At 62.4% G+C, this 19,923-nt stretch carries 16 protein-coding genes; 13 read left to right on the plus strand and 3 right to left on the minus strand.

Translation table 11 applies throughout. The annotated features are described in order from the left end of the window. Positions 1 to 58 precede the first annotated feature (58 nt). Positions 59 to 523 carry a winged helix-turn-helix transcriptional regulator gene (locus AC070A_RS07800; protein WP_112996477.1) on the plus strand — a complete coding sequence of 155 codons (465 nt, stop codon included), beginning with the start codon at positions 59 to 61 and terminating at the stop codon, positions 521 to 523. 66 nt (positions 524 to 589) lie between these two features. Further along, a complete protein-coding gene (locus AC070A_RS07805; protein ID WP_112996476.1) occupies positions 590 to 1,774 on the plus strand; it encodes a GGDEF domain-containing protein in 1,185 nt (394 codons plus the stop codon). Between the two features lie 17 nt (positions 1,775 to 1,791). Here the strand turns inward: AC070A_RS07805 and AC070A_RS07810 are convergent, their stop codons facing one another. Then, positions 1,792 to 3,207 carry an aldehyde dehydrogenase family protein gene (locus AC070A_RS07810; RefSeq protein WP_492383800.1) on the minus strand — a complete coding sequence of 472 codons (1,416 nt, stop codon included), beginning with the start codon at positions 3,205 to 3,207 and terminating at the stop codon, positions 1,792 to 1,794. Positions 3,208 to 3,303: 96 nt separating this feature from the next. Here AC070A_RS07810 and AC070A_RS07815 point away from each other — a divergent pair, with 96 nt between their 5' ends. The 10 genes from AC070A_RS07815 (at position 3,304) to AC070A_RS07860 (ending at position 16,199) form a co-directional block, all read left to right on the plus strand. After that, positions 3,304 to 4,239 (plus strand): LysR family transcriptional regulator, encoded by a 936-nt coding sequence (locus AC070A_RS07815; protein WP_112996474.1) that lies wholly within the window; start codon positions 3,304 to 3,306, stop codon positions 4,237 to 4,239. A 380-nt stretch (positions 4,240 to 4,619) separates the two neighbouring features. Continuing rightward, positions 4,620 to 5,123: an RNA polymerase sigma factor gene (locus tag AC070A_RS07820; RefSeq protein WP_112996531.1), complete on the plus strand. Its 504-nt coding sequence runs from the start codon at positions 4,620 to 4,622 to the stop codon at positions 5,121 to 5,123. A 206-nt stretch (positions 5,124 to 5,329) separates the two neighbouring features. After that, positions 5,330 to 6,331 carry a FecR family protein gene (locus tag AC070A_RS07825; protein WP_112996473.1) on the plus strand — a complete coding sequence of 334 codons (1,002 nt, stop codon included), beginning with the start codon at positions 5,330 to 5,332 and terminating at the stop codon, positions 6,329 to 6,331. Positions 6,332 to 6,450: 119 nt separating this feature from the next. Next, positions 6,451 to 8,760, plus strand: a complete 2,310-nt coding sequence (locus AC070A_RS07830) for a TonB-dependent receptor (RefSeq protein WP_112996472.1) — start codon at positions 6,451 to 6,453, stop codon at positions 8,758 to 8,760. A gap of 114 nt (positions 8,761 to 8,874) precedes the next feature. After that, positions 8,875 to 9,165, plus strand: coding sequence for a DUF2218 domain-containing protein (locus tag AC070A_RS07835; protein ID WP_113132565.1), 291 nt, complete (start codon positions 8,875 to 8,877; stop codon positions 9,163 to 9,165). Between the two features lie 103 nt (positions 9,166 to 9,268). After that, positions 9,269 to 11,053 carry an IucA/IucC family protein gene (locus AC070A_RS07840; protein WP_494773561.1) on the plus strand — a complete coding sequence of 595 codons (1,785 nt, stop codon included), beginning with the start codon at positions 9,269 to 9,271 and terminating at the stop codon, positions 11,051 to 11,053. Continuing rightward, positions 11,037 to 12,773 carry an IucA/IucC family protein gene (locus AC070A_RS07845; RefSeq protein ID WP_112996471.1) on the plus strand — a complete coding sequence of 579 codons (1,737 nt, stop codon included), beginning with the start codon at positions 11,037 to 11,039 and terminating at the stop codon, positions 12,771 to 12,773. The genes AC070A_RS07840 and AC070A_RS07845 overlap by 17 nt, the downstream gene beginning before the upstream one ends. After that, positions 12,770 to 14,050 (plus strand): AMP-binding protein, encoded by a 1,281-nt coding sequence (locus tag AC070A_RS07850; protein WP_112996470.1) that lies wholly within the window; start codon positions 12,770 to 12,772, stop codon positions 14,048 to 14,050. The genes AC070A_RS07845 and AC070A_RS07850 overlap by 4 nt, the downstream gene beginning before the upstream one ends. Further along, positions 14,047 to 15,357, plus strand: coding sequence for a DUF6005 family protein (locus AC070A_RS07855; protein ID WP_112996469.1), 1,311 nt, complete (start codon positions 14,047 to 14,049; stop codon positions 15,355 to 15,357). The genes AC070A_RS07850 and AC070A_RS07855 overlap by 4 nt, the downstream gene beginning before the upstream one ends. Continuing rightward, on the plus strand, positions 15,354 to 16,199 hold the full coding sequence (locus AC070A_RS07860; RefSeq protein ID WP_112996468.1) for a sugar phosphate isomerase/epimerase family protein: 846 nt from the start codon (positions 15,354 to 15,356) through the stop codon (positions 16,197 to 16,199). The genes AC070A_RS07855 and AC070A_RS07860 overlap by 4 nt, the downstream gene beginning before the upstream one ends. Before the next feature lie 118 nt (positions 16,200 to 16,317). On the opposite strand, the gene AC070A_RS07865 is transcribed toward AC070A_RS07860, so the two are convergent. Continuing rightward, on the minus strand, positions 16,318 to 17,337 hold the full coding sequence (locus AC070A_RS07865; protein ID WP_112996467.1) for a 1-aminocyclopropane-1-carboxylate deaminase: 1,020 nt from the start codon (positions 17,335 to 17,337) through the stop codon (positions 16,318 to 16,320). Positions 17,338 to 17,481: 144 nt separating this feature from the next. Between AC070A_RS07865 and AC070A_RS07870 the strand changes: the two genes are divergently transcribed. Further along, a complete protein-coding gene (locus AC070A_RS07870) occupies positions 17,482 to 17,958 on the plus strand; it encodes an Lrp/AsnC family transcriptional regulator (protein ID WP_057255298.1) in 477 nt (158 codons plus the stop codon). A gap of 92 nt (positions 17,959 to 18,050) precedes the next feature. Here AC070A_RS07870 and AC070A_RS07875 read toward each other — a convergent pair whose 3' ends face one another. Then, positions 18,051 to 19,886: an ABC transporter ATP-binding protein gene (locus AC070A_RS07875; protein ID WP_057255299.1), complete on the minus strand. Its 1,836-nt coding sequence runs from the start codon at positions 19,884 to 19,886 to the stop codon at positions 18,051 to 18,053. Positions 19,887 to 19,923: the final 37 nt, after the last annotated feature.

The raw sequence follows: 19,923 nt of genomic DNA on the forward strand, positions 1-19,923 counted from the left end.
ACCGATTTGGTTTCATAATGCAACCAAAATCTCGTGGCCGCGAGAGAGGAGAGTTCGTATGGTGGCGCGCAGAAGCCTCAAGGGAGACTACTGCCCCAGTGCGCGATCTCTGGACGCGATCGGCGACTGGTGGTCGCTGCTGATCGTGCGCGATGCGTTCGACGGATTGAGACGCTTCAGCGACTTTCAGAAAAGCCTCGGCATTGCCAAGAACATCCTGACGGAGCGCCTGCGCACGCTCGTCGATCGCGGCATTCTGGAGACGGTTCCCGTCGGCGAGGCGAAAGCGCGGGTCGAGTATCAATTGACGGCGATGGGCCGGGACCTCTTTCCTGTGATGGTCGCCTTGCGCCAGTTCGGCGAAAGGCACCTCTTTCAGCCCGGCGAAGAGCATTCCCTGCTGGTCGAAAAGGAAACCGGACTACCGGTGAAACTCGACATCCGCACACAGGACGGCAGGCCGATCGAGGCCGCCGAGACGGTCCTGATCAAGGTGCCCGAAGACAGCGGCGAACCGATCTAACTTTAGACGAATATTCAGTTTTCTCTGCTACTTGCTGGAGTCCTTCCGCAGCCGGGGAAATTGGTAATGAGCGTTGTCACGCTAGACCAGGTAGAGAACCAGATCGCGCGCGGCTTTCGTTATCTGCAATTCTCGCCGGAGATCGAGGCGCTGTTCCGCAAGGAATATGCGGCCGAACGTGTGCGGCTCGCGGTGATCTGGGGCGTGATCGGTGTCTTCATTTACGATCTGGTCTACTTCGGCGATCGCACGATGCTGCCCGATGTGTTCAGCGAGCTGCTCGTCGCCCGCTTCCTGGTGTTCACGCCTTTCGTCATCGGCTGTATCCTGGCCGTGCGCCGTTGGCCGAATGCGCTTCTCTACGACGTTCTGGCGGTGGCGATCGCGGTGCTGGGCGTCACCCTGCCGATGGCGGCGGCCACGCAGAGCGCCAGCTCCTACCTCTTCGTCTATCAGAACGGCAATTCCGCCGCCTTCCTGTTCTTCGTCATCGCGCTGCGGCCGCGCTTCTTTTCCGTCGTGATCGGGCTCGCGCTGATGTGCGCTTCCCATTTCACCACCACGCGCCTGACCGGCGCCTTCGACGATGTCACCTATTCCGGTATCATCACCTTCTATTTGACGCTGTCGATCTTCCTGGCGGTCAGCGCCTATTTTTTGGAGCAGAAGGACAGGCAGAATTTCCTCAACCAGTTGAGGGGCAGCCTTCTCTACCGCCAGCTTGAGCGCAATGCCGAACGGGATGAACTGACGGGACTGTTGAACCGCCGCTCGCTGGCGCGGGTTGGCGAGATGCTGTGGAACGACGCGCCTCGCCTGGCGCCGGTTTCGGCGATCCTGCTGGATATCGACCACTTCAAGCGGTTCAACGACGTTCACGGCCATATCGAGGGCGACGCCTGCATCCGCGCCGTCTCGCAATGCATGCGCGACACCGTGGATGAGGCCTCCTTCGTCTTCCGCTTCGGCGGTGAGGAGATGCTGGTGCTCGTGGCGGATCGGGAGCCGCTGCAGGCGCTGGCGATGGCCGAGCGTATCCGCTCGGCGATCGAACGGCTCGACATTGCACATCGCGGACTTGGCAATGGGTGCGTGACGGCAAGCCTGGGCGTCGCTGCGGCGCTTGCGACTGAGACGACGCTTGAAAAGCTGCTGCAAAAGGCGGACGGCGCCCTCTACGAGGCGAAGCACATGGGTCGCAATACCGTCGCGTTGGCTGGCGCGCCGAAGGCCGGCGCGCAGGTCGCCTGAGACACGGGGATTACCGCTCAGCCAATGATCGCCTTCGGCTCGAGAAAGGCTTCGAGGCCGAAGGGTCCGAATTCGCGACCGATGCCGGAATGCTTGAAGCCACCGAAGGGAGCCTGGGCATCTGCCGGCGCCTCGTTGAGGACCACGCGACCGGCCTCGAGTTGGCCGGCCACGCGGCGCATGCGTTCCACATCGGTGCCGAGAACGTAGGATTGCAGGCCATAGTCCGTGTCGTTGGCGATGGCGACAGCCTCGTCTTCGTTGCGATAGGAAAGAACGCTGAGGACGGGGCCGAAGATTTCTTCCCGCGCGATCCGCATGTCGTTGGTGACATCGGTGAAAACGGTGGGGCGGACGAACCAGCCACGATCGAGCCCTTCCGGGCGACCTTCGCCGCCTGCCAGCAGCTTTGCTCCTTCCTCCTGACCGAGACGAATATAGGACTGGACGCGCTGCCATTGTCTGGCGCTGACCATCGGGCCGATATCCGAGGCCGGGTCGCTCGAAGGGCCGACCTTCAATGCCGAGACGGCGGTGGCGAGACGCGAGGTCACTTCCGCTAGCCTCCGCTCCGACACCAGAAGCCGGGTGCCGGCAATGCAGGCCTGGCCGCTGTTGCGGAAGGCGGAAGCAAGCACGTGCGGAATGGCGTGATCGAGATCGGCATCGTCGAGCAGGATCTGCGGCCCCTTGCCGCCGAGCTCCAAGGTCACGCGCTTGAAGCTTTCCGCAGCAGTTCGAAGGATCGTCTTTCCGGTCGTGGTCGAGCCGGTGAAGGTGATCTTGGCGATACCAGGGTTCTGGCTGAGCTCCGCACCGACGACATGCCCATAGCCATTGACGACGTTGAGTACGCCGCGCGGCAGACCGGCTTCGTGCAGCGCTTCCAGCAGAGTCTGGGTCTGGATGGCGCTCATTTCCGACGGCTTGATCACGATCGTCGTGCCGGCCGCAATTGCGGTGGCGAGCTTGGTGCAGATGAAGCCGATGTTGCTGTTCCAGGGGGTGATGGCGGCGGCAACCCCAACCGGTTCCATGACGACCGCGGCGCTGCCGATCTGCCGGGTAAAGGCATAGCCAGCAACGGTCTTCGCGGCGACCTCGAAAACGTGAGAAGCATGCGGCACCGAGAAAGCGAGGAAGGACTGCGGTGCGCCGTACTCGGTCGCCATGGCCTCATGCAAGGCATCGGCGTGCGCTGCGACCGCGTCGCGCAGCGCTTGCAGCATGGCGATGCGCTCGGCTGGTGTCGTGTGCCGCATGGCCGGGAAGGCGCGCTTGGCGGCTGCGATCGCCGAGCGGGCGTCTTCCGCGTCACCGAGGCGGACCTCGCCGATCTTCTCTTCGGTGGCGGGATTGAAAAGCTCGAAGCGCTCGCTGCCCTCAGGGGTCACGAAAGCGCCGTCGACATAGATCTGCTCGATTATCTTCATCGTTCGGTTTCCTGTTGTGATGAAGGGGATATGCGCCGGAAGGGTCGCCAGGATAAGATCATCAATCATAGACAGGTTGATGAGGAAAATAGCGCAATGAGACCCAGTCTGTCCGAACTCGAGGCGGTGACGACGATCGCGCGGCTCGGCGGTTTCCGCGCCGCTGCCCGCGAACTCGGCGTGTCGTCCTCTGCGCTCAGCCATGCCGTGTCGGCGCTGGAGGAGCGGCTGGATGTCCGTCTGTTCAACCGGACAACCCGGTCGGTGGCACTCACTGCGGCGGGCGAGGCCTTCGTGGCCGAGGTTCTGCCGGCTCTCGCCGCGATCGACGGTGCCGTCGAGAGGGTGACGGAATCCCGGGCGCGGCCGACCGGGACGCTTCGGCTGAACACCTCGCCCGGGGCGGCACGCATGGTACTGCAGCCGCTGCTGATGGAATATCTCCGGCGTTTTCCGGACATGGCGGTGGAGGTAGCGACCGACAACGCGCTGGTGGACATCGTCGCCCTAGGCTTCGATGCCGGCTTCCGGCTGACAGACGCAGTGCCGCCGGACATGATCGCAGTGCCAGTCACGCGCCAGTCGCGCATGATCGTCGTCGGGTCGCCGGATTATTTCCGTGAGAGGGCGGCGCCGCTGCGACCAGCCGATCTCATGAACCACACTTGCATTCGGGCGCGCATGGCGAGCGGCCGGATCTATCACTGGGAGTTCTCGCGTCATGGCGAAAGCGTGGAGATCGATGTGCCCGGACGGGTCATTCTGGACGAGAGCGGGTTGATGCTCGAGGCGGTACTGTGTGGCGCAGGGCTGGCCTATCTCTCCGACTATGCGGTCCAGGAGCACGTCGCTGCCGGACGGCTGGTGCGGGTTCTCGATGAGTGGACGCCACCCTATGACGGCCTGTGCCTCTATTTCTCCGGCCGGCGACACGTGCCGGCAAAACTCCGGGCGTTGATCGAACTCGTCAGAGAGTTGCGTGTCGAGGGCGGGGAGATTGGTGGCGCCCTTGAGTCTCGACACCGAAAGTGAGACGAACCGGACAGGTTGGGCGCTCGACTGCCGTTTCGTTGGCCATGGCGAGAAACCGGAAAAACCGCCATGTTCGCCATCCCTGCCGCGTCCGGTTGACACGGTTCGCGCTCAGATGGGTAATCGTCCTCGGAGCGAAAAGTTCCGCTTCTGCAACGGGATACGGTCTCCGGCCAAGGACGCTCAGGCTCGGCGGCGAGGCGTCGAGGCAATTGGCTGGAAAAATAACATGACTATTACAGACAAGTTTATTTACGCGTGCTAAGAGACGTCGCGTTCGTTTGGCCATCCGGTCCACCGATCGCGTCGCGGCAGGCAGTGCGAACGACGCTGGACGCCACATCAAAGTTGTTTTGTTCGGATCAGACGCCTTGGTCGACATGGAAACGCGCCATCAGGTCTATTTCGCCAATCGTACCGCTTTGGTCGCCTATGCGACGCGCATCGTCGGGTCGCGTGAGACGGCCGAAGACATCGTGCAGGAGGCGTTCATCCGCTTCGCGCCGGCCAATACCGACAATGGTTCCCAGGGCCTCTCGCCTGCCTATCTCTACAGAATCGTCCGCAATCTGTGCCTCGATCTTCTCAAGCGTCGGAAGATAGAGGCGCGGGAGGAACAGGACGAGCCCCAGTTCTGGTCGATGCCGATCGAGATGCCGACGCCCGAAGACATCGCTGTGGTGACCGACGAGATCCGGCGCATTTCAGGCGTCCTCGACGATCTTCCCACGGACGTTCGTGTTGCCCTTGAGATGCACCGCTTCGGTGGATACACCCTGGAAGAAATCGCCGCCCACCTGAACATCTCGGTCGCAACCGTACATCGCCATGTTCGCACCGCCATGATGCGGGTGGCGACAATTCTGGCGGGCGATGCCTCCTAGAATTTTGAGCCGGCGTGAAAAAAAATCCGCAGTAATTCGTCTTTGTGACAGACCGAATGATTCCGCTTGTGCATGTTTCCTTGAATCGTACCCGATTAAAGGATGAAAACATGCAGCAATTCAAAGTGCTACAGCGACCTTTGCGCGTCTGATAAGACGCGCGGCGCTGTAGTGTCTCGTCGAACACGTAACCAGCAGGCAGAGCTTTGACCAAGGACAACCACATACCGGAGGTGTTGCTCGAAGAGGCCATGGACTGGTTCCTCGAACTGAAGGCGCGTCCGAACTGTCGGGAGACGGAAGCCGCGTTCCGCACTTGGTTGGGCAGGTCGGAACTGCATGTCCGATCCTGGGAGACGGCATTGAAGACCTGGCAGCTGCTGGGAGAAGTGCCGCCGGTTCATGAGCATCTTTGGCGCGGGGCGACACCGTTGGTTTTATCGGCGGCAACCACCCGCCAGCCGAAGCGTTGGGCGGCCAGAACCTTAGCTGCCGGCACCGCAGTGATGGCGCTTGCCGCCTGCCTGGTGCTGTTCGTCGCGCTCCCGTCGCTGCTGGTGTGGTGGCAGGCCGATCATGTGACCGAGACCGCACAGAGCAGGACGATCACGCTGGAGGACGGCACAACTATTCAGATGGGCGGCGGCAGCGCCATCGCCACCGCGATCAACACCGCGGCCCGGCACGTCCGGCTTCTCAAGGGCGAGGCCTATTTCGATGTTGCGCGCGACCCGTCGCGTCCCTTCGTCGTCGATGCCGGCGGCGTGGAGGTTTCGGTTCTCGGCACCTCTTTTGACGTGCAGCTTGCGAGTACGGAGACGACGGTCGAGCTCGCCCACGGCACGGTGGCCGTTTCGTACAGTGGGGAAAATCATAAGCAGAATTTCGAACTCGCGCCGGGAGAAATGGCGACGGTGGCGCATGCGACGGGTGCTGTCACCCGAAGCGCGATCGCGACCGAAGAGATCGGCGCCTGGCGCAGTGGCAAGATGTTCGTCAACAACGTCACCGTTGCGGCTGCCGCCGAGCGGCTGCAACGTTACCATTCCGCCTGGATCTCCATCCCGCAATCCGAACTCGCGGCGCGACGGGTGACGGGCGTCTATGATCTCACGGATCCCGATCACGCTCTTCAGGCATTGGTTCAGCCGTTTGGTGGCAAGGTGCGCGAGGTGACATCCTATGGCCGCGTTCTGACGCAATTTTAATTTGGACTCAAAAATTCAAGAAAAAATCGCGGACCGGTGAAAAAAAATCCGGAGCCCGTCGTCTTTGGTCCGAAGCGCCTGCCGAGAGGCAGCGCGCGGATCATCGAGACGGGGGTAAAATGAGTTCGACGAAATGCCGCAAGGGACATCTTTCTTTCAGCGCAGGATATAGCCATGCAGGACTGCGCCTGCTGACAACGACGGCGATCGTCGGGCTTTCCTCCCTTGCCTTCATGCCCCTTTCCGTCGCCTCCGCCCAAGAGACGACATCGCGTGTCAGCACGGCCCGCACGTTCGACATTCCGTCGCAACCGCTGGCGGGCGCATTGAATGCTTTTGGCCGGCAATCCGGCCTGCAGGTGACCCTGGCTGCAGCGACGTCGAAGGGCATTCGTTCGACCGCTGTCAGCGGCACGCTGGAGCCGCAGCAGGCCCTGGCACAGCTGCTGTCGGGCACCGGCATCTCCTACCGGGTATCGGGCGGAACGGCGCTGATCGGCTCGGCCACGGCGGCCGGCAGCAGCGAGGGCGTGGATGCATCCGGCGCCACGGTTCTCAACCCGATTTCCGCCTTTGGCAGCGGACCGCTCGGCGCCGGCGAGATCGTCATCTCGTCGGAGGACCTGAAGCTGAAGAACCCCGCCAACATTGCCGACGTCTTTTCAGGGGAGCCGGGCATCGCCGTCGGCAGCTCCTTGCCGATGTCGCAGAAGGTCTACGTTCATGGCATCGAGGAAACGAGCCTTGCCGTGACCATGGACGGCGGCCGCCAGAACAACAAGGTCTTCCACCACAATGGCACGAACCTCATCGATCCGGGCCTCCTGAAGGCCGTCAGCGTCGATGCCGGCGTTGCCCCGGCCGATGCCGGCCCGGGGGCGCTCGCCGGTGCGATCGCCTATGAGACGATTGATCCGCGCGATCTGTTGGATGCCGACGCTTTCGGTGGCTTCGTTACATCCAGCTATAATTTCAACAGCGACACGGTGACCACGGGGCTCTCCGCCTATGGCATGCATGAAGGGCTTGAGTTCCTCGGCTACTTCAACTTCGGCAATGGCAACGATTTCACCGCGGGTAACGGTAAGGAGGTTGAAGGCACCAGCACCAATCTGCTGAGCGGCCTCGGCAAGCTCGCCTACGAGTTCGAGAGTGGCGACCGTTTCGAGATCAGCCACGACCGTATCAACGACGATGCGCCACGGCCGTTCCGCGCCAATGTGGGTTCGATTTCGAACCCCAAGCCGTGGGAGCCGCGCATCCGCGACTATACGCTCGACCGGCAGAACACCGTCTTTACCTATACCGACAGCACGCCGGAGGGGTGGTGGGACCCGAAGCTCCTGCTTGCCTACAGCAAGACAGAGGTCGATCTGCCGATCTTCCCGAAGCCGGGACCGGGCGTTCCGAAGACCTATGACGCCATCGGCACGTCGGATAGTTTCAATGGCAAGTTCGAGAACAAGTTCTCTTTCGATATCGGCAATGTGATCGCGGGCATCGACTTCTACAGCGACAAGGCGGAGCTTGAGGATCTCTACGATCCCGGTACCGAGAAGGCGCGCAATGTCGGCATTTACGCGCAGGCGAGGCTTGAGCCTTGGGAGAGGACGCGCCTTTCCTTTGGCGCAAGAGGGGACAACCAGCACTTTACCGGAACAACGGGCGAGAAATGGACCAACTCGGGCTTCAGCGGCAACGTCTCGGGCGAATATGATCTCATCGAGGATCTTCTGACGGCCAAGGCCGGGTATTCGCATGTCTGGGCGGGCATTCCGCTTGCCGAGAACTTCATCATCAATCCCAACTGGGACTATGGCAACGGTCCGAAGCCGGTAACGGCAGACAATTACGTCTTGGGATTGGAGGCCAACTACAACGGCTTCATAGTCGAGGGCAGTGTCTTCCAGACCGATCTCGATGATGCGCGCGCACCGCGCTTCCGGGCAGACCTCGGCATCGCCGCCCATGATGTTCGCTCGCGCGGCTTCGAGATCGGTGGCGGCTACAATTGGGGCGATGGCTATTTCAAGGTGAAATACGCCAATATCGACGTCGAGATCGACGGCAAGCCTGCCGATTCCGACCTCGGCACCTATCTCGCAGCACCCGCAGGCCAGATCATCACGCTGCAGGCGATCCACACGCTGGCCGACTGGGGCGTCACCTTCGGCGCCGACGCCGAGATTGCGCTCGACTACGACGACGTCGCCGCCGGCAGCAAGCCTTTCGAGGGCTACGAGGTCTTCAACGCCTTTGTCGAATATGTACCGCCGCAACGGCCGAACCTGACGCTGCGCGCCGAACTCAAGAACATCTTCGACGAAACCTATTCGGACCGGGCGACCTACGGCCAGGAGTTCGGGAACGTGACGCCGCTCTACGAACCCGGCCGTTCCTTCATCCTGACCGCCCGAGCGACCTTCTAGGCCGACGGTCCGCAATCGTGGCTGCCGCGTCCTCCCCGCGGCAGTCGCCTCAAGACGCGACGGCGGCCACCCAAGGGCCGCCCGAGCCAGTGAAAGCCGAAACAGGAGTTCCAGATGCAAGAAGCGACCACCCATTTTGCAACGGACGACGGCCAGAAATACCTGACGCAACTCTGCAAGCACTTCGCCCACAAGATCGACGTCGAACAGGCTGGCGATCGCGCCGAGCTCCGGTTCTCCTGCGGGACCGGTTATCTCCAGGCGACACCGGATGGCCTGAGCATCCGCGCCCGCTCGCCCGGCGAGGCCGATCTCGACGATACGAAATCGGTCATCGAAAGCCATCTTCTGCGCTTCGCGTTCCGCGAGCAGCCGGGATCGCTCCACTGGCAGGCCGCCGGCTGAGCGCCACGGGCTGACAACGCTCTCAATAAGAAAATTCAATGTGTTGGTCGAAAACGTCCAACGCCATTGCGCGGCTATGCGTCGCGTGCCGAGGATCGACAGGATGCAATCGTCTAGGCAAATCGCAGAAATCGCCACCTTTCAAAGCTTCGCCAACTGCTATCTACGCGAAGTGAACCCGGGTATCCGGGTCATGCATCGAACCGTCGGCGGCGCTTTCGACTGTGTGGAATGGTCGCTCCCGAGGCAGCACATGATCCTGCGCGTCGAGGTGACGTCGCCGTCCCTTTGCGGCCCGCATCACTTCGGCCGGGTCTGGGGCAGGGGCGTTTCCGACGGGACATGGCGCCAGATCGAACTGATCTCGGCGCTGCATATCCTCATCCACGAGTGCTACCGCCAGGGCGATGAAAACCAGGCGGATACCTTGCGCGGCTTTGAACTCGAACTGCTGATGCGGGTGCTCGAAAGCTATCAGCAGACTGCACTCTACATCGATAAGGCGGAGCCCGAGCCGGCAGAGGGCGGCCATTTCATCGAGGCGGAGCAGTCGCTCGTCTTTGATCACTGGCAGCATCCGACGCCGAAGAGCCGGCAGGGCATGACCTACTGGCAGCAGGAATCTTACGCGCCGGAACTGCGCGGTACGTTCAAGCTGCACTATTTTGCCGCCAAGGCTGAGTGTGTGCGGCAGGCGTCCGCCCGTTCGACGGCGGCCCACGAAATTGTCCGTTCGCTGTTGGGGCCGGATGCGGATGGCGTCACGCTCGGTAACGATGAATGCCTGCTGCCGATGCATCCGCTCCAGGCGGAAGCGCTGCTGCTTGATCCCGACATCCGGTCAATGCTCGAGAAGGGGCAGTTGCGCCACCTGGGCCCCGCCGGCCCTGCCTTTACGGCGACCTCATCGGTACGCACAGTCTATGACGCCGATGCCGACTGGATGCTCAAGTTTTCCCTGCCCGTCCGCATCACCAATTCCGTGCGTCTGAACCGGCGCCAGGAACTCGAGGCGGGCGTCGCCATGGCGAAGCTCCTCGATCGCATCGGGTTTGCCGCGCGGTCCCGCAACTTCCGGATCATCCAGGACCCCGCCTATATAACGCTCGACCTGCCCGGCCGGAGCGAAAGCGGCTTCGAAGTCATCCTGCGGGAGAACCCGTTTTCGGGCGCAAAGGGCAGGGGCGTCGTGACGGTTGCCGCCCTGACGGCCGATCCGCTCCCGGGCGAGGGTTCGCGCCTGGAACGCCTTGTCCGAGCCCTCGCCGCGCGCACGGGCGAAAGCCTGCCGGATGCGGCCCTGCTGTGGTTCCGCCACTATCTCGACTGCGCGGTCGAGCCTTTGATCCGCCTTTATGACGACTATGGCATCGCGCTCGAGGCGCACCAGCAGAACAGTCTGCTGGACATCGCCAACGGTTATCCCTCTGCCAGCTATTATCGCGACAATCAGGGCTTCTATCTCTCCGAACGCTATCGCAGCCTGATCGTCAGCCATGTTCCCGAGACGCAAACGATCGCCTCACTCTATTATGCCGACAGCGAAATCCGCGACCGCTTCGCCTACTACCTGATCGTCAATCAGGTCTTCTCGGTCGTCAGTCGCATGGGCCATGACGGCGTCTGTGACGAGAGCCTGCTCTTGCGCGAACTGCGCCTGCATCTCGAAGGTTATGCCGCCCGCATGACCGGAGCCGGACGCGAATTCGCGCGTCATGTCCTCGACCTGCCGACGATCGCCTCCAAGGCCAATCTGACGACGCGCCTCTATGACGTAGACGAGCTGCAATCCAATCACGCGCCGACGCTGTATCGCCCCGTGCCAAACCCGTTGCGGGCGCCGGCAGTCCTGACAGCGCCGAGGACCGATCATGCCATTGCCTCTTGATCTCAAGGGACGGCCGGACGAACGCGTGCTTCGCCAGCTCGCCGCCGCCCTCCTATACGAAGACATCGTCGATGCCAGTGAGCACGCCCACGGGGATGCGGTCGATTTTTCTTGGTCGCTCGGCGGCCGGGATTTCCGGTGCCGCGGCGCCATTGGCCCCTTTGGACGGCTTCGCTTGATGCCGGGTTCGGTGGAGATGCGCGAAGGCGCGGACAGCTGGGTCGCGCCGCCGCTGGCGCAACTGGTTGCCGCCTTGCCGGGCAGCGGCCCGACGCGCGGAAAGCTGCTCGACGAGCTCACGCAGACGATCGCCTTCTGCCAGTGGAACGAACGTCACCTCCCTGCGCGGTCGCGGCGCACGATGTCCTTAGCCGAACTGGAAGGCGCACTTGATGAAGGGCATCCGTACCATCCCTGCTTCAAGGCGCGCACGGGCTTTTCCTTCGCAGACCATGCGGCCTACGGACCGGAAACGGGCCGGGCATTCCAGCTCGTCTGGCTGCTGGTGGCACGCAAACATCTTCACCAGGCAATGCCCGGCGGCGAGGGTGCCTTCTGGCGCGTGGAACTCGGACATGAGGTGTGGGCCGAGCTGCTCGCGAAGCAGCAGCAACGCGGCGTCTCGCCGGAAGATTTCGGGCTTGTCCCGCTGCACCCCTGGCAGTGGCGCGAACTGCGCGAAACTGAGCTTGCCGGTTGGATCGCATCGGGGGACATCCATTATCTGGGGCCGGCCGGCGACCGCTACACGGCAACACAGTCGGTGCGCTCGCTGCTGAACCAGGACAGGCCTCTTGCGGCAAGCATCAAGCTGCCGCTCAACATCGTCAACACCTCGTCGCGGCGGACGCTTGAGCCGCATTCGGTCTGCACGGCGCCGGTGATCTCGCGCTGGATTGCCGGGATCGTCGAGAGCGATCCGGCCTTTGGCGAATGCTATCCGCTCACGATCCTGCAGGAATATGCCGGGATTATCGCCGGTCGCGACGGACCTTTGGCGGGCCAAGTGGCGGCGATCTGGCGCGAGAGCGCTGAAGCCACCCTTGCAACGGGCGAGGCTGCCATTCCCTTCAATGCCCTGATGATGATCGAGGCGGACGGACGCCCGTTCGCCGACGGCTGGATCCGCCGTTTCGGCCTCATGCCGTGGATCAACCGGTTGACCGAGATCGCCATCCTTCCGGTCTGGCATCTGCTCGTCCATCATGGCCTGGCGGTCGAGGCGCACGGGCAGAATATGCTGCTCGTTCATCGCGACGGCTGGCCGGTCAGGCTCATCCTGCGCGATTTCCACGAGAGCATCGAGTTCTCGCCGGGCTTTTTGCGCGAGCCGGAAAAGGCGCCGGACTTCCTGGCACTGAACCCAGTCTACCGTGATGCCGAGCCGGACCAGTTCTACTGGACGGACAATCTGGATTCGCTGCGCGAATTGGTGATGGACACGCTGTTCGTCTACAATCTCAGCGAGATCTCCCATCTTCTCGACCACTGCTACGATCTGCCGGAAACGCTTTTCTGGCAGCGGGTCCAAACCGTGCTTGCGTCCTATGAGAGCGAGCATGGGGCGACCGAGCGGCTGAGCCAGCTCGGCTGTGGCCAACCCCGCATTCTCACCGAATCCCTGATGACGAGGAAGCTCCTCGCGCTCAAGCCCGAATACCACCACACGGTGCCGAACAGCTTGGCCGCGAAAGCGCTTCAACGAAGGAGAAAGTCATGATCCGCATCGATGACAGGCTCTACGACGAGTCCTATTTCAGCGAAACATCGGCACGATTGGCCGCCGAGATCGGCCTCTCCGACCGTGACACCGGCCGCTACGCCGTCTGCTTTCCGGAAACCGTCGACTGGCTGGCGCTGTTTTTCGCCATCCGCAAGGCGGGTGCAAGCGTGCTGCCGATCCATCCCGGAACGCCCTATCCGGGCGCACGCAAGCTCGCGATCGGCGCCGGTTGCGACCGGCTGCTCTATAACAGCCTGACAGCCGAAGTTCTCCAGAAGCCCGAGCTGGGGTCGCCGCAGGGCACGCTGTTGCAGATGAGTTCCGGGACGACAGGCGCGCCGAAATGCGTGGCGCGAAGCTGGGCGGAAGTCGACGCCGAAATCGAAAGCTATGTTCGCACGTTCCGCCAGCCGGAGGGCATGACGCCGGTCATCGCCTGCCCGACCACCCATTCCTACGGGCTGATCTGCGGCATTCTGGTGGCGTTGAAGCGCGGCCAGACGCCCGTGATCGTCAACACCGGGAACCCGAAATATCTGCTGAAGGTGCTGCGCGAAACGGAGCGGCCGTTGCTCTATTCGTCGCCGGCGATCCTGCACACGCTTGCGCGGCTTCTGCCCCAGGGCGAACAGATCCACGCGACGATGACGTCCGGCACCCTGCTCCCCGATCCGTGGTTTGCCGATATCCGCGCCAAAAGCCGGTTCATGTTCCAGCAATATGGCTGCTCCGAATCCGGCTGCATCGCCATCAATCCGGATGTCGCCGCCGCTGGCGACATGGGCTTCGTGCTGCCGCATCTTTCCCCGGAAACGGGCAGCAGTTTCGAAGACGCCGGAGAGATTGTCGTCAGGAATGGCGATGGCGCGCCGATCCACACGCGTGATCTCGGCTACCGCCGCGCCAACGGCATGCTGGTCTTCGTCTCCCGTCTGGACGACATGATCAATGTTTCCGGCCTCAACGTCTACCCGAAGGACGTGGAGGATGCGGTCATGGCCATGCCCGCGATCACCGATGCGGTCGCCTTCCGCAAGAACGACCGTTTTGCCGGGGAGCGCGTGGCGCTGCTCTTCAGCGCCGATGTACCGGTGGCGCCGCAGGCCGTGCGCGAATGGTGCAGCCGCCAGCTCGCCGGCCACCAGTTGCCGATGGAGATCCTGCAGGTCGATGCGGTTCCGCGTCAGGCGAACGGCAAGATCAGCCGGCGGGACGTGGCGGCGCGCCATCTGGCAGGGGAGTTCAACAGGCCAATGGCGGGAGCTGCATCATGAGCGAGAACGAAATCCTGGCGGCAATCGAGACTGTCCTCACCGAAAAAATGGCACATGGGCACATGGAGGGGTTCGGCCCGGATGCCCGCCTCAACGAAGACCTCTATCTCGATTCCGTCCTGATCCTGGAGATCTTCCTCAATCTCGAACTTGAATACGGGCTATCGGTGCCAGAGGAGGCGATCGCGAAACAGGAGATCGAGACGGTCGGCGATCTCGTCTTGCTCTATCTGCTGAAAACGACGGCTACCGTCGTACCGGCCTTTCCGCTCACGGGCGGGACGACCGACGAGGGCGTTCATGGCGAGGCCTACTACGACATCAAGGTTCATTGCTTCGTCAGCTGCGTTTCCGATGGATTGAAGCGAAACGGGCTGGACCAGCGGCCGTTCTATTTCGGCGTCTGGGACGCGAAGTTTGCTGTCAGCGAACGCTTCGAGCTTCTCTATCACGCACCCGACATTACCCAGGAGTTCTTCCGCGGCTGGTTCGAGCGGCTCTACGGTGTCTCCGTCGTCGAATGGTACGATCCGGCGCGCACCAAGCTCGACAACCTTGCAGTGCTCCTCGGTCTTCTCAAACAGCGCAGCGAAACCGGCTCGGTCATGGTCATGCTCGACATGTTCCATCTGCCGGAGCGCGAGAACAAGTTTAATCAGAACCCGTTTCCGCACTATCTCATGCTGCAGGAGACCGCCGATCCCGAGACCTGGTTCGTGCACGACCCCGACTATCGCTGGGAAGGCGAGATCGCCAAGGAAAAGGTCATTCACGCGATCATGCAGCCGACAGTCGGCGGCGGCTATGTCTTCGATAATGCCGAAGCGCGCGCGCCACACGCGGAAGACCTGAAAGCCTATTTCGAAGCGTGCTTCATTCGTGACCGGAACCCGCTTGTCGATGCCGTCCGCGAAATCGTCACCGCGCACCTCGACGAACGAGACGGGCTCACGCTCTCGAATCTTGGTGCCGCGGTGCGCGAACTGCCCGTCATCACTATCCGCAAATATGCCTATGAGCACGGCTTTGCCTTCTACTGGCGGGCACTGAAGCTACCGGCGGCGGAATTCGAGAAATGGTGCGAGGAAATCGAGGCGCTGGTTCAGGCGCTGAAGACCCTGCACTACGCCTGCATGAAGCTGGCCCAGACGGGAAATCGCGCCCTGGCCGGAGCAGTCTTCGAGCGCCTCGACGAAGCGGACCGGTTGGAGACGAAGCTTAAGGCAAAGCTCGCCGAGGTCTTCGATCTCTGGTCCGCCCTCGTCCTACCCGCAGAAGTTCCCCCATTGAAGAGGGTCGCGCGATGAGAGTTTCGCTCTGCACCATCACCTTCCGGCATCACCTCATCTCGCTCGACGAGATCGCCACCTGGGCCGAGGCGAACGATTTCCAGGGCATCGAACTCTGGGGCGCGCATGCACGCAACCTGGCGCCACGGGTGGACCGCAACGCCGAGTGGCTCGACGGCTACGGCCTGTCCGTGCCGATGATCAGCGACTACTTGCCGCTTGATGGCGATACCGAAGCGTTGCGGCACAAGACGGTGGAGCTTTGCAGGCTTGCCCGCCGTTGGCGCACCCGCAAGATCCGCACCTTCGCCGGAAGCCGCGGCAGTCTGGCCGTCGGGGCGGACGAGCGGCAACGGATCGTCGCTCGGCTGAAGGAGATCTGCGAGATCACCGCCAGCTACGGCATTCAGCTGCTTGTCGAGACGCACCCGAAGACACTGGCCGACACGGCGGCCTCGACCATGCAACTGATCGAAGAGGTCGACCATTCCCATTTCGCAGTTAATTTCGACACGCTGCATGTCTGGGAGGGCGGTGACGATCCGGTTGCGGTCCATCGGGCCATGAAGCCGCACATCCGCCACTACCACCTGAAGAACATCGTTAGCCGGGCGGATCTCACCGTCTTCGAACCGGCCAATGTCTATGCCGCCGCCGGCAACAGGCGCGGCATGACACCCTTGTTCGAGGGAACCGTCGACTACGATCGATTCCTCCGGGAGATTTCCGGCGATCCGCTGGCCGATGCGTCGCTAGAGTGGTTCGGCAATGATTGCCTGGACACCCTAAGGCGCGACCGCAGGCAGGTGCGCCAGGCGATCGAAGGCGGCGAGCGCCCGTTGCTGACGGCAAACGTCTAGGAACGTGTGCAGAAAAGCCTTCGCGGCGGACTCGGCAGTCCGGCACGAAAGTGAGTAGAACACCGCGCTTTAATCGAACAGCGCGGTGTTCGATGGAGAAGGGCGAAAGTCGGCTGTGTCAGCCGTCCTTGTAGTAGTAGCTGTAGCCGTTGAGCGCCGGCGCGCCGCCAAGATGAGCGTAGAGGACGCGGGATCCTTCGGGGAAGAAGCCCTTGCGGGTGAGATCGATCAGCCCCTGCATGGATTTACCCTCATAGACCGGATCGGTGATCATCGCTTCGGTGCGGGCCGCAAGCCGGATCGCCGCGTTCGTTTCCTCGGATGGTACGCCATAGGCGGGGTAGGCGTAATCGGGATTGATGACGATCTCGTTTTCGCGGATCGCCCGGTTGAGCCCGACCAATTCGGCTGTGGAATCGACGATGTTGCGGACCTGGGCGCGGGTTTGCTCGAGCGTGCCCGATGCGTCGATGCCGATCACCCGCTCGGCCCGGTCCTGCGCCGCAAAACCGACGATCATGCCGCCCTGGGTCGAACCGGTGACCACGCAGACGACGATGTAATCGAAGGTGAAGCCGAGTTCCTTCTCCTGTTCCGCGACCTCTTCGGCAAAACCGACATAGCCGAGCGCGCCATATTTGTGCACCGAGGCGCCGGCCGGAATCGGATAGGGTTTGCCGCCCGCATCCTTCACCGACTGGATCGCGTCCTCCCAGCTCTTGCGGATGCCGATGTCGAAGCCGTCATCGACCAGCCGGCTGTCCGCCCCCATCAGCCGCGTCATCAGGATGTTGCCGACACGATCATAAACAGCATCATAGTGCGGCACCCATTTTTCCTGGATCACCACGCATTTCATGCCGATCTTCGCTGCGGTCGCAGCGACCATGCGGGTGTGGTTCGACTGCACGCCGCCGATCGAGACCAGGGTGTCAGCGCCGGAGGCGATCGCATCCGGAACGATGTATTCGAGTTTCCGGAGTTTGTTGCCGCCCATGGCAAGACCGGAATTGCAGTCTTCGCGCTTGGCATAGATCTCGACTTTTCCGCCAAGTGCTGCCGTCAGCCGCGGCAGATGCTCGATCGGCGTCGGGCCGAAGGTGAGCGGGTAGCGTTCGAACTTTTCGAGCAGTGACATTGATCCAGGCCTCCGTGTGGAAATTGTAGGCAAAGGATAGGGGAAGATGCGTGAAAGGTGCTCTCTAATTTCCTGTTCTGGTTTTTTGCAGATGAGATAGAGTTCTCAAACGATTTCGTTGTTCTTCAAGATTGTGGCTCAGAAATGAAAGATTCTTCCAACGAAGATTTCGACAGGATCGACATCAAGATCCTGCGCGCCCTGCAATCAGAGGGCCGGCTGACAAATGCTGACCTGGCCGAGCGGGTGAATGTCAGTCCGGCCACCTGCCACCGGCGGACGCAAAGGCTGTTCGACGAGGGTTACATTACCGGCGTTCGGGCGGAAATCGCACCCGCTGCCGTCGGTCTCGGCGCTTTGGTGATGGTCGGCGTGGTGCTCGACCGTTCGACGCCCGAAAGTTTTGCGGCCTTCGAAGGCGCGGTGATGGAGATGAAGGAAGTGCTCGACTGCAACCTGGTCGCCGGCGATTTCGACTATCTCCTGAAGATCCGCGTCCGCGACATGGCCGATTTCAACAAACTGCACGGCCTGAAGCTGATCGCCTTGCCCGGAGTGCGCCAGACCCGGACGTTCTTCGTGATGAAGGAAGTCAAGGAGAACGCGCGGCTGCCGTTCTGACGGCCGTCATACGGTTGGCCGCCCGCGCAGGAAGGTGCGCGCGGCTCACCTGTCTCGATCGAGAAGGATGCGGCCGGCTTGACGCAGTCCGCCTAGACCTGGACGAAATGGTCCTCGGCGACCTGTTGATAGCGCCGCTCGACCGGAACGTAGTCGGGCGCGCGCAAGGGGCTTTTGAGCTCGTCGCTCGCAACGCCACGGCGCGTGTGGCGGCGGGTCGGGTCGGCGATCGGGACGGCGGCGATCAGCTTCCCGGTATAGGGGTGCTGCGGGTTTTCGAACACCTGTGCGCGTGAACCGATCTCGACGATTTCGCCGAGATGCATGACCGCCACACGGTGGCTGACGCGCTCGACGACCGCCATGTCGTGCGAGATGAACAGGTAGGCGAGGCCGAGGCTCGCCTGCAGGTCGAGCAGCAGGTTGATGACCTGCGCCTTGATCGAGACGTCGAGTGCGGAAACGGATTCGTCGGCGACGATCACCTTCGGGTCGAGCGCCAAGGCGCGCGCGATGCAGACGCGCTGGCGCTGGCCGCCGGAGAATTCATGCGGGTAGCGCGCCGCCATGTCGGGTTGCAGGCCGACGCGTTCGAGCAGGTCGGCAATCCTCTCGCGGGCCTGGCGTGGCGTGCCGAGCTTGTGTTCGAGATAGGGCTCGGCAATGGCCGCCCCCACCGTCATGCGCGGATTGAGGCTCGCGAAGGGATCCTGGAAGATCATCTGCATGGTGCGGCGCATTTCGCGCAAGCTCTTGCGGTCCATCGCCAGCACGTCCTTTCCGTCAAGCATCACCGAGCCGCTTTCCGGTTCGATCAGCCGCATGATCGCGCGGCCGGTCGTCGATTTGCCGCAGCCGGATTCGCCGACGAGCGACAGCGTCTCGCCCGGCTGCAGGCTGAACGAGACGTCTTCGATCGCGTGCACGCGGCCCTTGAGCTTGCCGAGCAGGCCCGCATGGATGTCGAAGCGCTTGACGAGGTTCTTCACCTCAAGGATCGGCTTGCGGTCGGATTGAACCGTGTCGGTCGCTTCAGCCACGGTACCCGGAAGACCGGTTGCCGCATCGATGACCGGAAAGCGCATAGGCTGGGGCTCGCCCTTCATCGCCCCGAGCATCGGCACTGCCGAAAGAAGCGCGCGGGTATAGGGATGTTTCGCCCTGAGGAAGATGTCTTCCGTCTTGCCGGTCTCGACCGCGTCACCGCGGAACATCACCACGGTGCGATCGGCGATCTCGGCGACGACGCCCATGTCGTGGGTGATGAACAGCACCGAGGTGCCTTCCTCCTCCTGCAGCACTTTGATCAGGTCGAGGATCTGGCCCTGGATGGTGACGTCGAGCGCCGTCGTCGGCTCGTCGGCGATCAGGAGCTTCGGACGGCTTGCAAGCGCCATGGCGATCATCACGCGCTGGCGCATGCCGCCGGAGAAGCGATGCGGATACTCGTCGAAGCGCGAGGCGGCCGAAGGGATACGGACCTTTTCCAGAAGGCGAATGGTTTCTGCTCTCGCCTCCGCCTTCGACATCGGGCTGTGGCAAAGCAGGGCTTCGGAGATCTGGTCGCCGATGGTGAACAGCGGATTGAGGCTGGTCATCGGCTCTTGGAAGATCATCGCGACGTCGTTCCCGCGCACATGACGCATCTCGGATTCGGGCAGGTCGAGGATGTTGCGGCCGCCCATCATCACCCGGCCCTCGACGCGGCTCGTTTCCTTCTGCAAGAGCCGCATGATCGAGAGCGAGGTGACGCTCTTGCCCGAACCGGATTCGCCGACAATCGCGACGGTCTCTCCCGGCGCCACCTGGAAGGAGATGTCGCGCACGACGGGCTTCCATGCGCCATCGACCAGGAACGAAGTCGTCAGGTTCTCGACGGAAAGAACAGGCGTCGTCGAGCGGGCCTCTGCGATTGCGGTGTCGGTCATGTCGGCTCCTCCGCCTGTTGCTATGCGTCTTGTCGTT

The organism is Ensifer sp. GW101-20A05 (assembly GCF_059424735.1).

What these genes read in the sequence shown, in the direction of transcription:
- AC070A_RS07800 (WP_112996477.1), top strand. Translation starts at nt 59, where the DNA reads ATGGTGGCGCGCAGAAGCCTCAAGGGAGACTACTGCCCCAGTGCGCGA.
- AC070A_RS07815 (WP_112996474.1), top strand. Translation starts at nt 3,304, where the DNA reads ATGAGACCCAGTCTGTCCGAACTCGAGGCGGTGACGACGATCGCGCGG.
- AC070A_RS07835 (WP_113132565.1), top strand. Translation starts at nt 8,875, where the DNA reads ATGCAAGAAGCGACCACCCATTTTGCAACGGACGACGGCCAGAAATAC.
- AC070A_RS07860 (WP_112996468.1), top strand. Translation starts at nt 15,354, where the DNA reads ATGAGAGTTTCGCTCTGCACCATCACCTTCCGGCATCACCTCATCTCG.
- AC070A_RS07805 (WP_112996476.1), top strand. Translation starts at nt 590, where the DNA reads ATGAGCGTTGTCACGCTAGACCAGGTAGAGAACCAGATCGCGCGCGGC.
- AC070A_RS07830 (WP_112996472.1), top strand. Translation starts at nt 6,451, where the DNA reads ATGAGTTCGACGAAATGCCGCAAGGGACATCTTTCTTTCAGCGCAGGA.
- AC070A_RS07810 (WP_492383800.1), bottom strand. Translation starts at nt 3,207, where the DNA reads ATGAAGATAATCGAGCAGATCTATGTCGACGGCGCTTTCGTGACCCCT.
- AC070A_RS07840 (WP_494773561.1), top strand. Translation starts at nt 9,269, where the DNA reads ATGCAATCGTCTAGGCAAATCGCAGAAATCGCCACCTTTCAAAGCTTC.
- AC070A_RS07875 (WP_057255299.1), bottom strand. Translation starts at nt 19,886, where the DNA reads ATGACCGACACCGCAATCGCAGAGGCCCGCTCGACGACGCCTGTTCTT.
- AC070A_RS07870 (WP_057255298.1), top strand. Translation starts at nt 17,482, where the DNA reads ATGAAAGATTCTTCCAACGAAGATTTCGACAGGATCGACATCAAGATC.
- AC070A_RS07850 (WP_112996470.1), top strand. Translation starts at nt 12,770, where the DNA reads ATGATCCGCATCGATGACAGGCTCTACGACGAGTCCTATTTCAGCGAA.
- AC070A_RS07855 (WP_112996469.1), top strand. Translation starts at nt 14,047, where the DNA reads ATGAGCGAGAACGAAATCCTGGCGGCAATCGAGACTGTCCTCACCGAA.
- AC070A_RS07865 (WP_112996467.1), bottom strand. Translation starts at nt 17,337, where the DNA reads ATGTCACTGCTCGAAAAGTTCGAACGCTACCCGCTCACCTTCGGCCCG.
- AC070A_RS07845 (WP_112996471.1), top strand. Translation starts at nt 11,037, where the DNA reads ATGCCATTGCCTCTTGATCTCAAGGGACGGCCGGACGAACGCGTGCTT.
- AC070A_RS07820 (WP_112996531.1), top strand. Translation starts at nt 4,620, where the DNA reads ATGGAAACGCGCCATCAGGTCTATTTCGCCAATCGTACCGCTTTGGTC.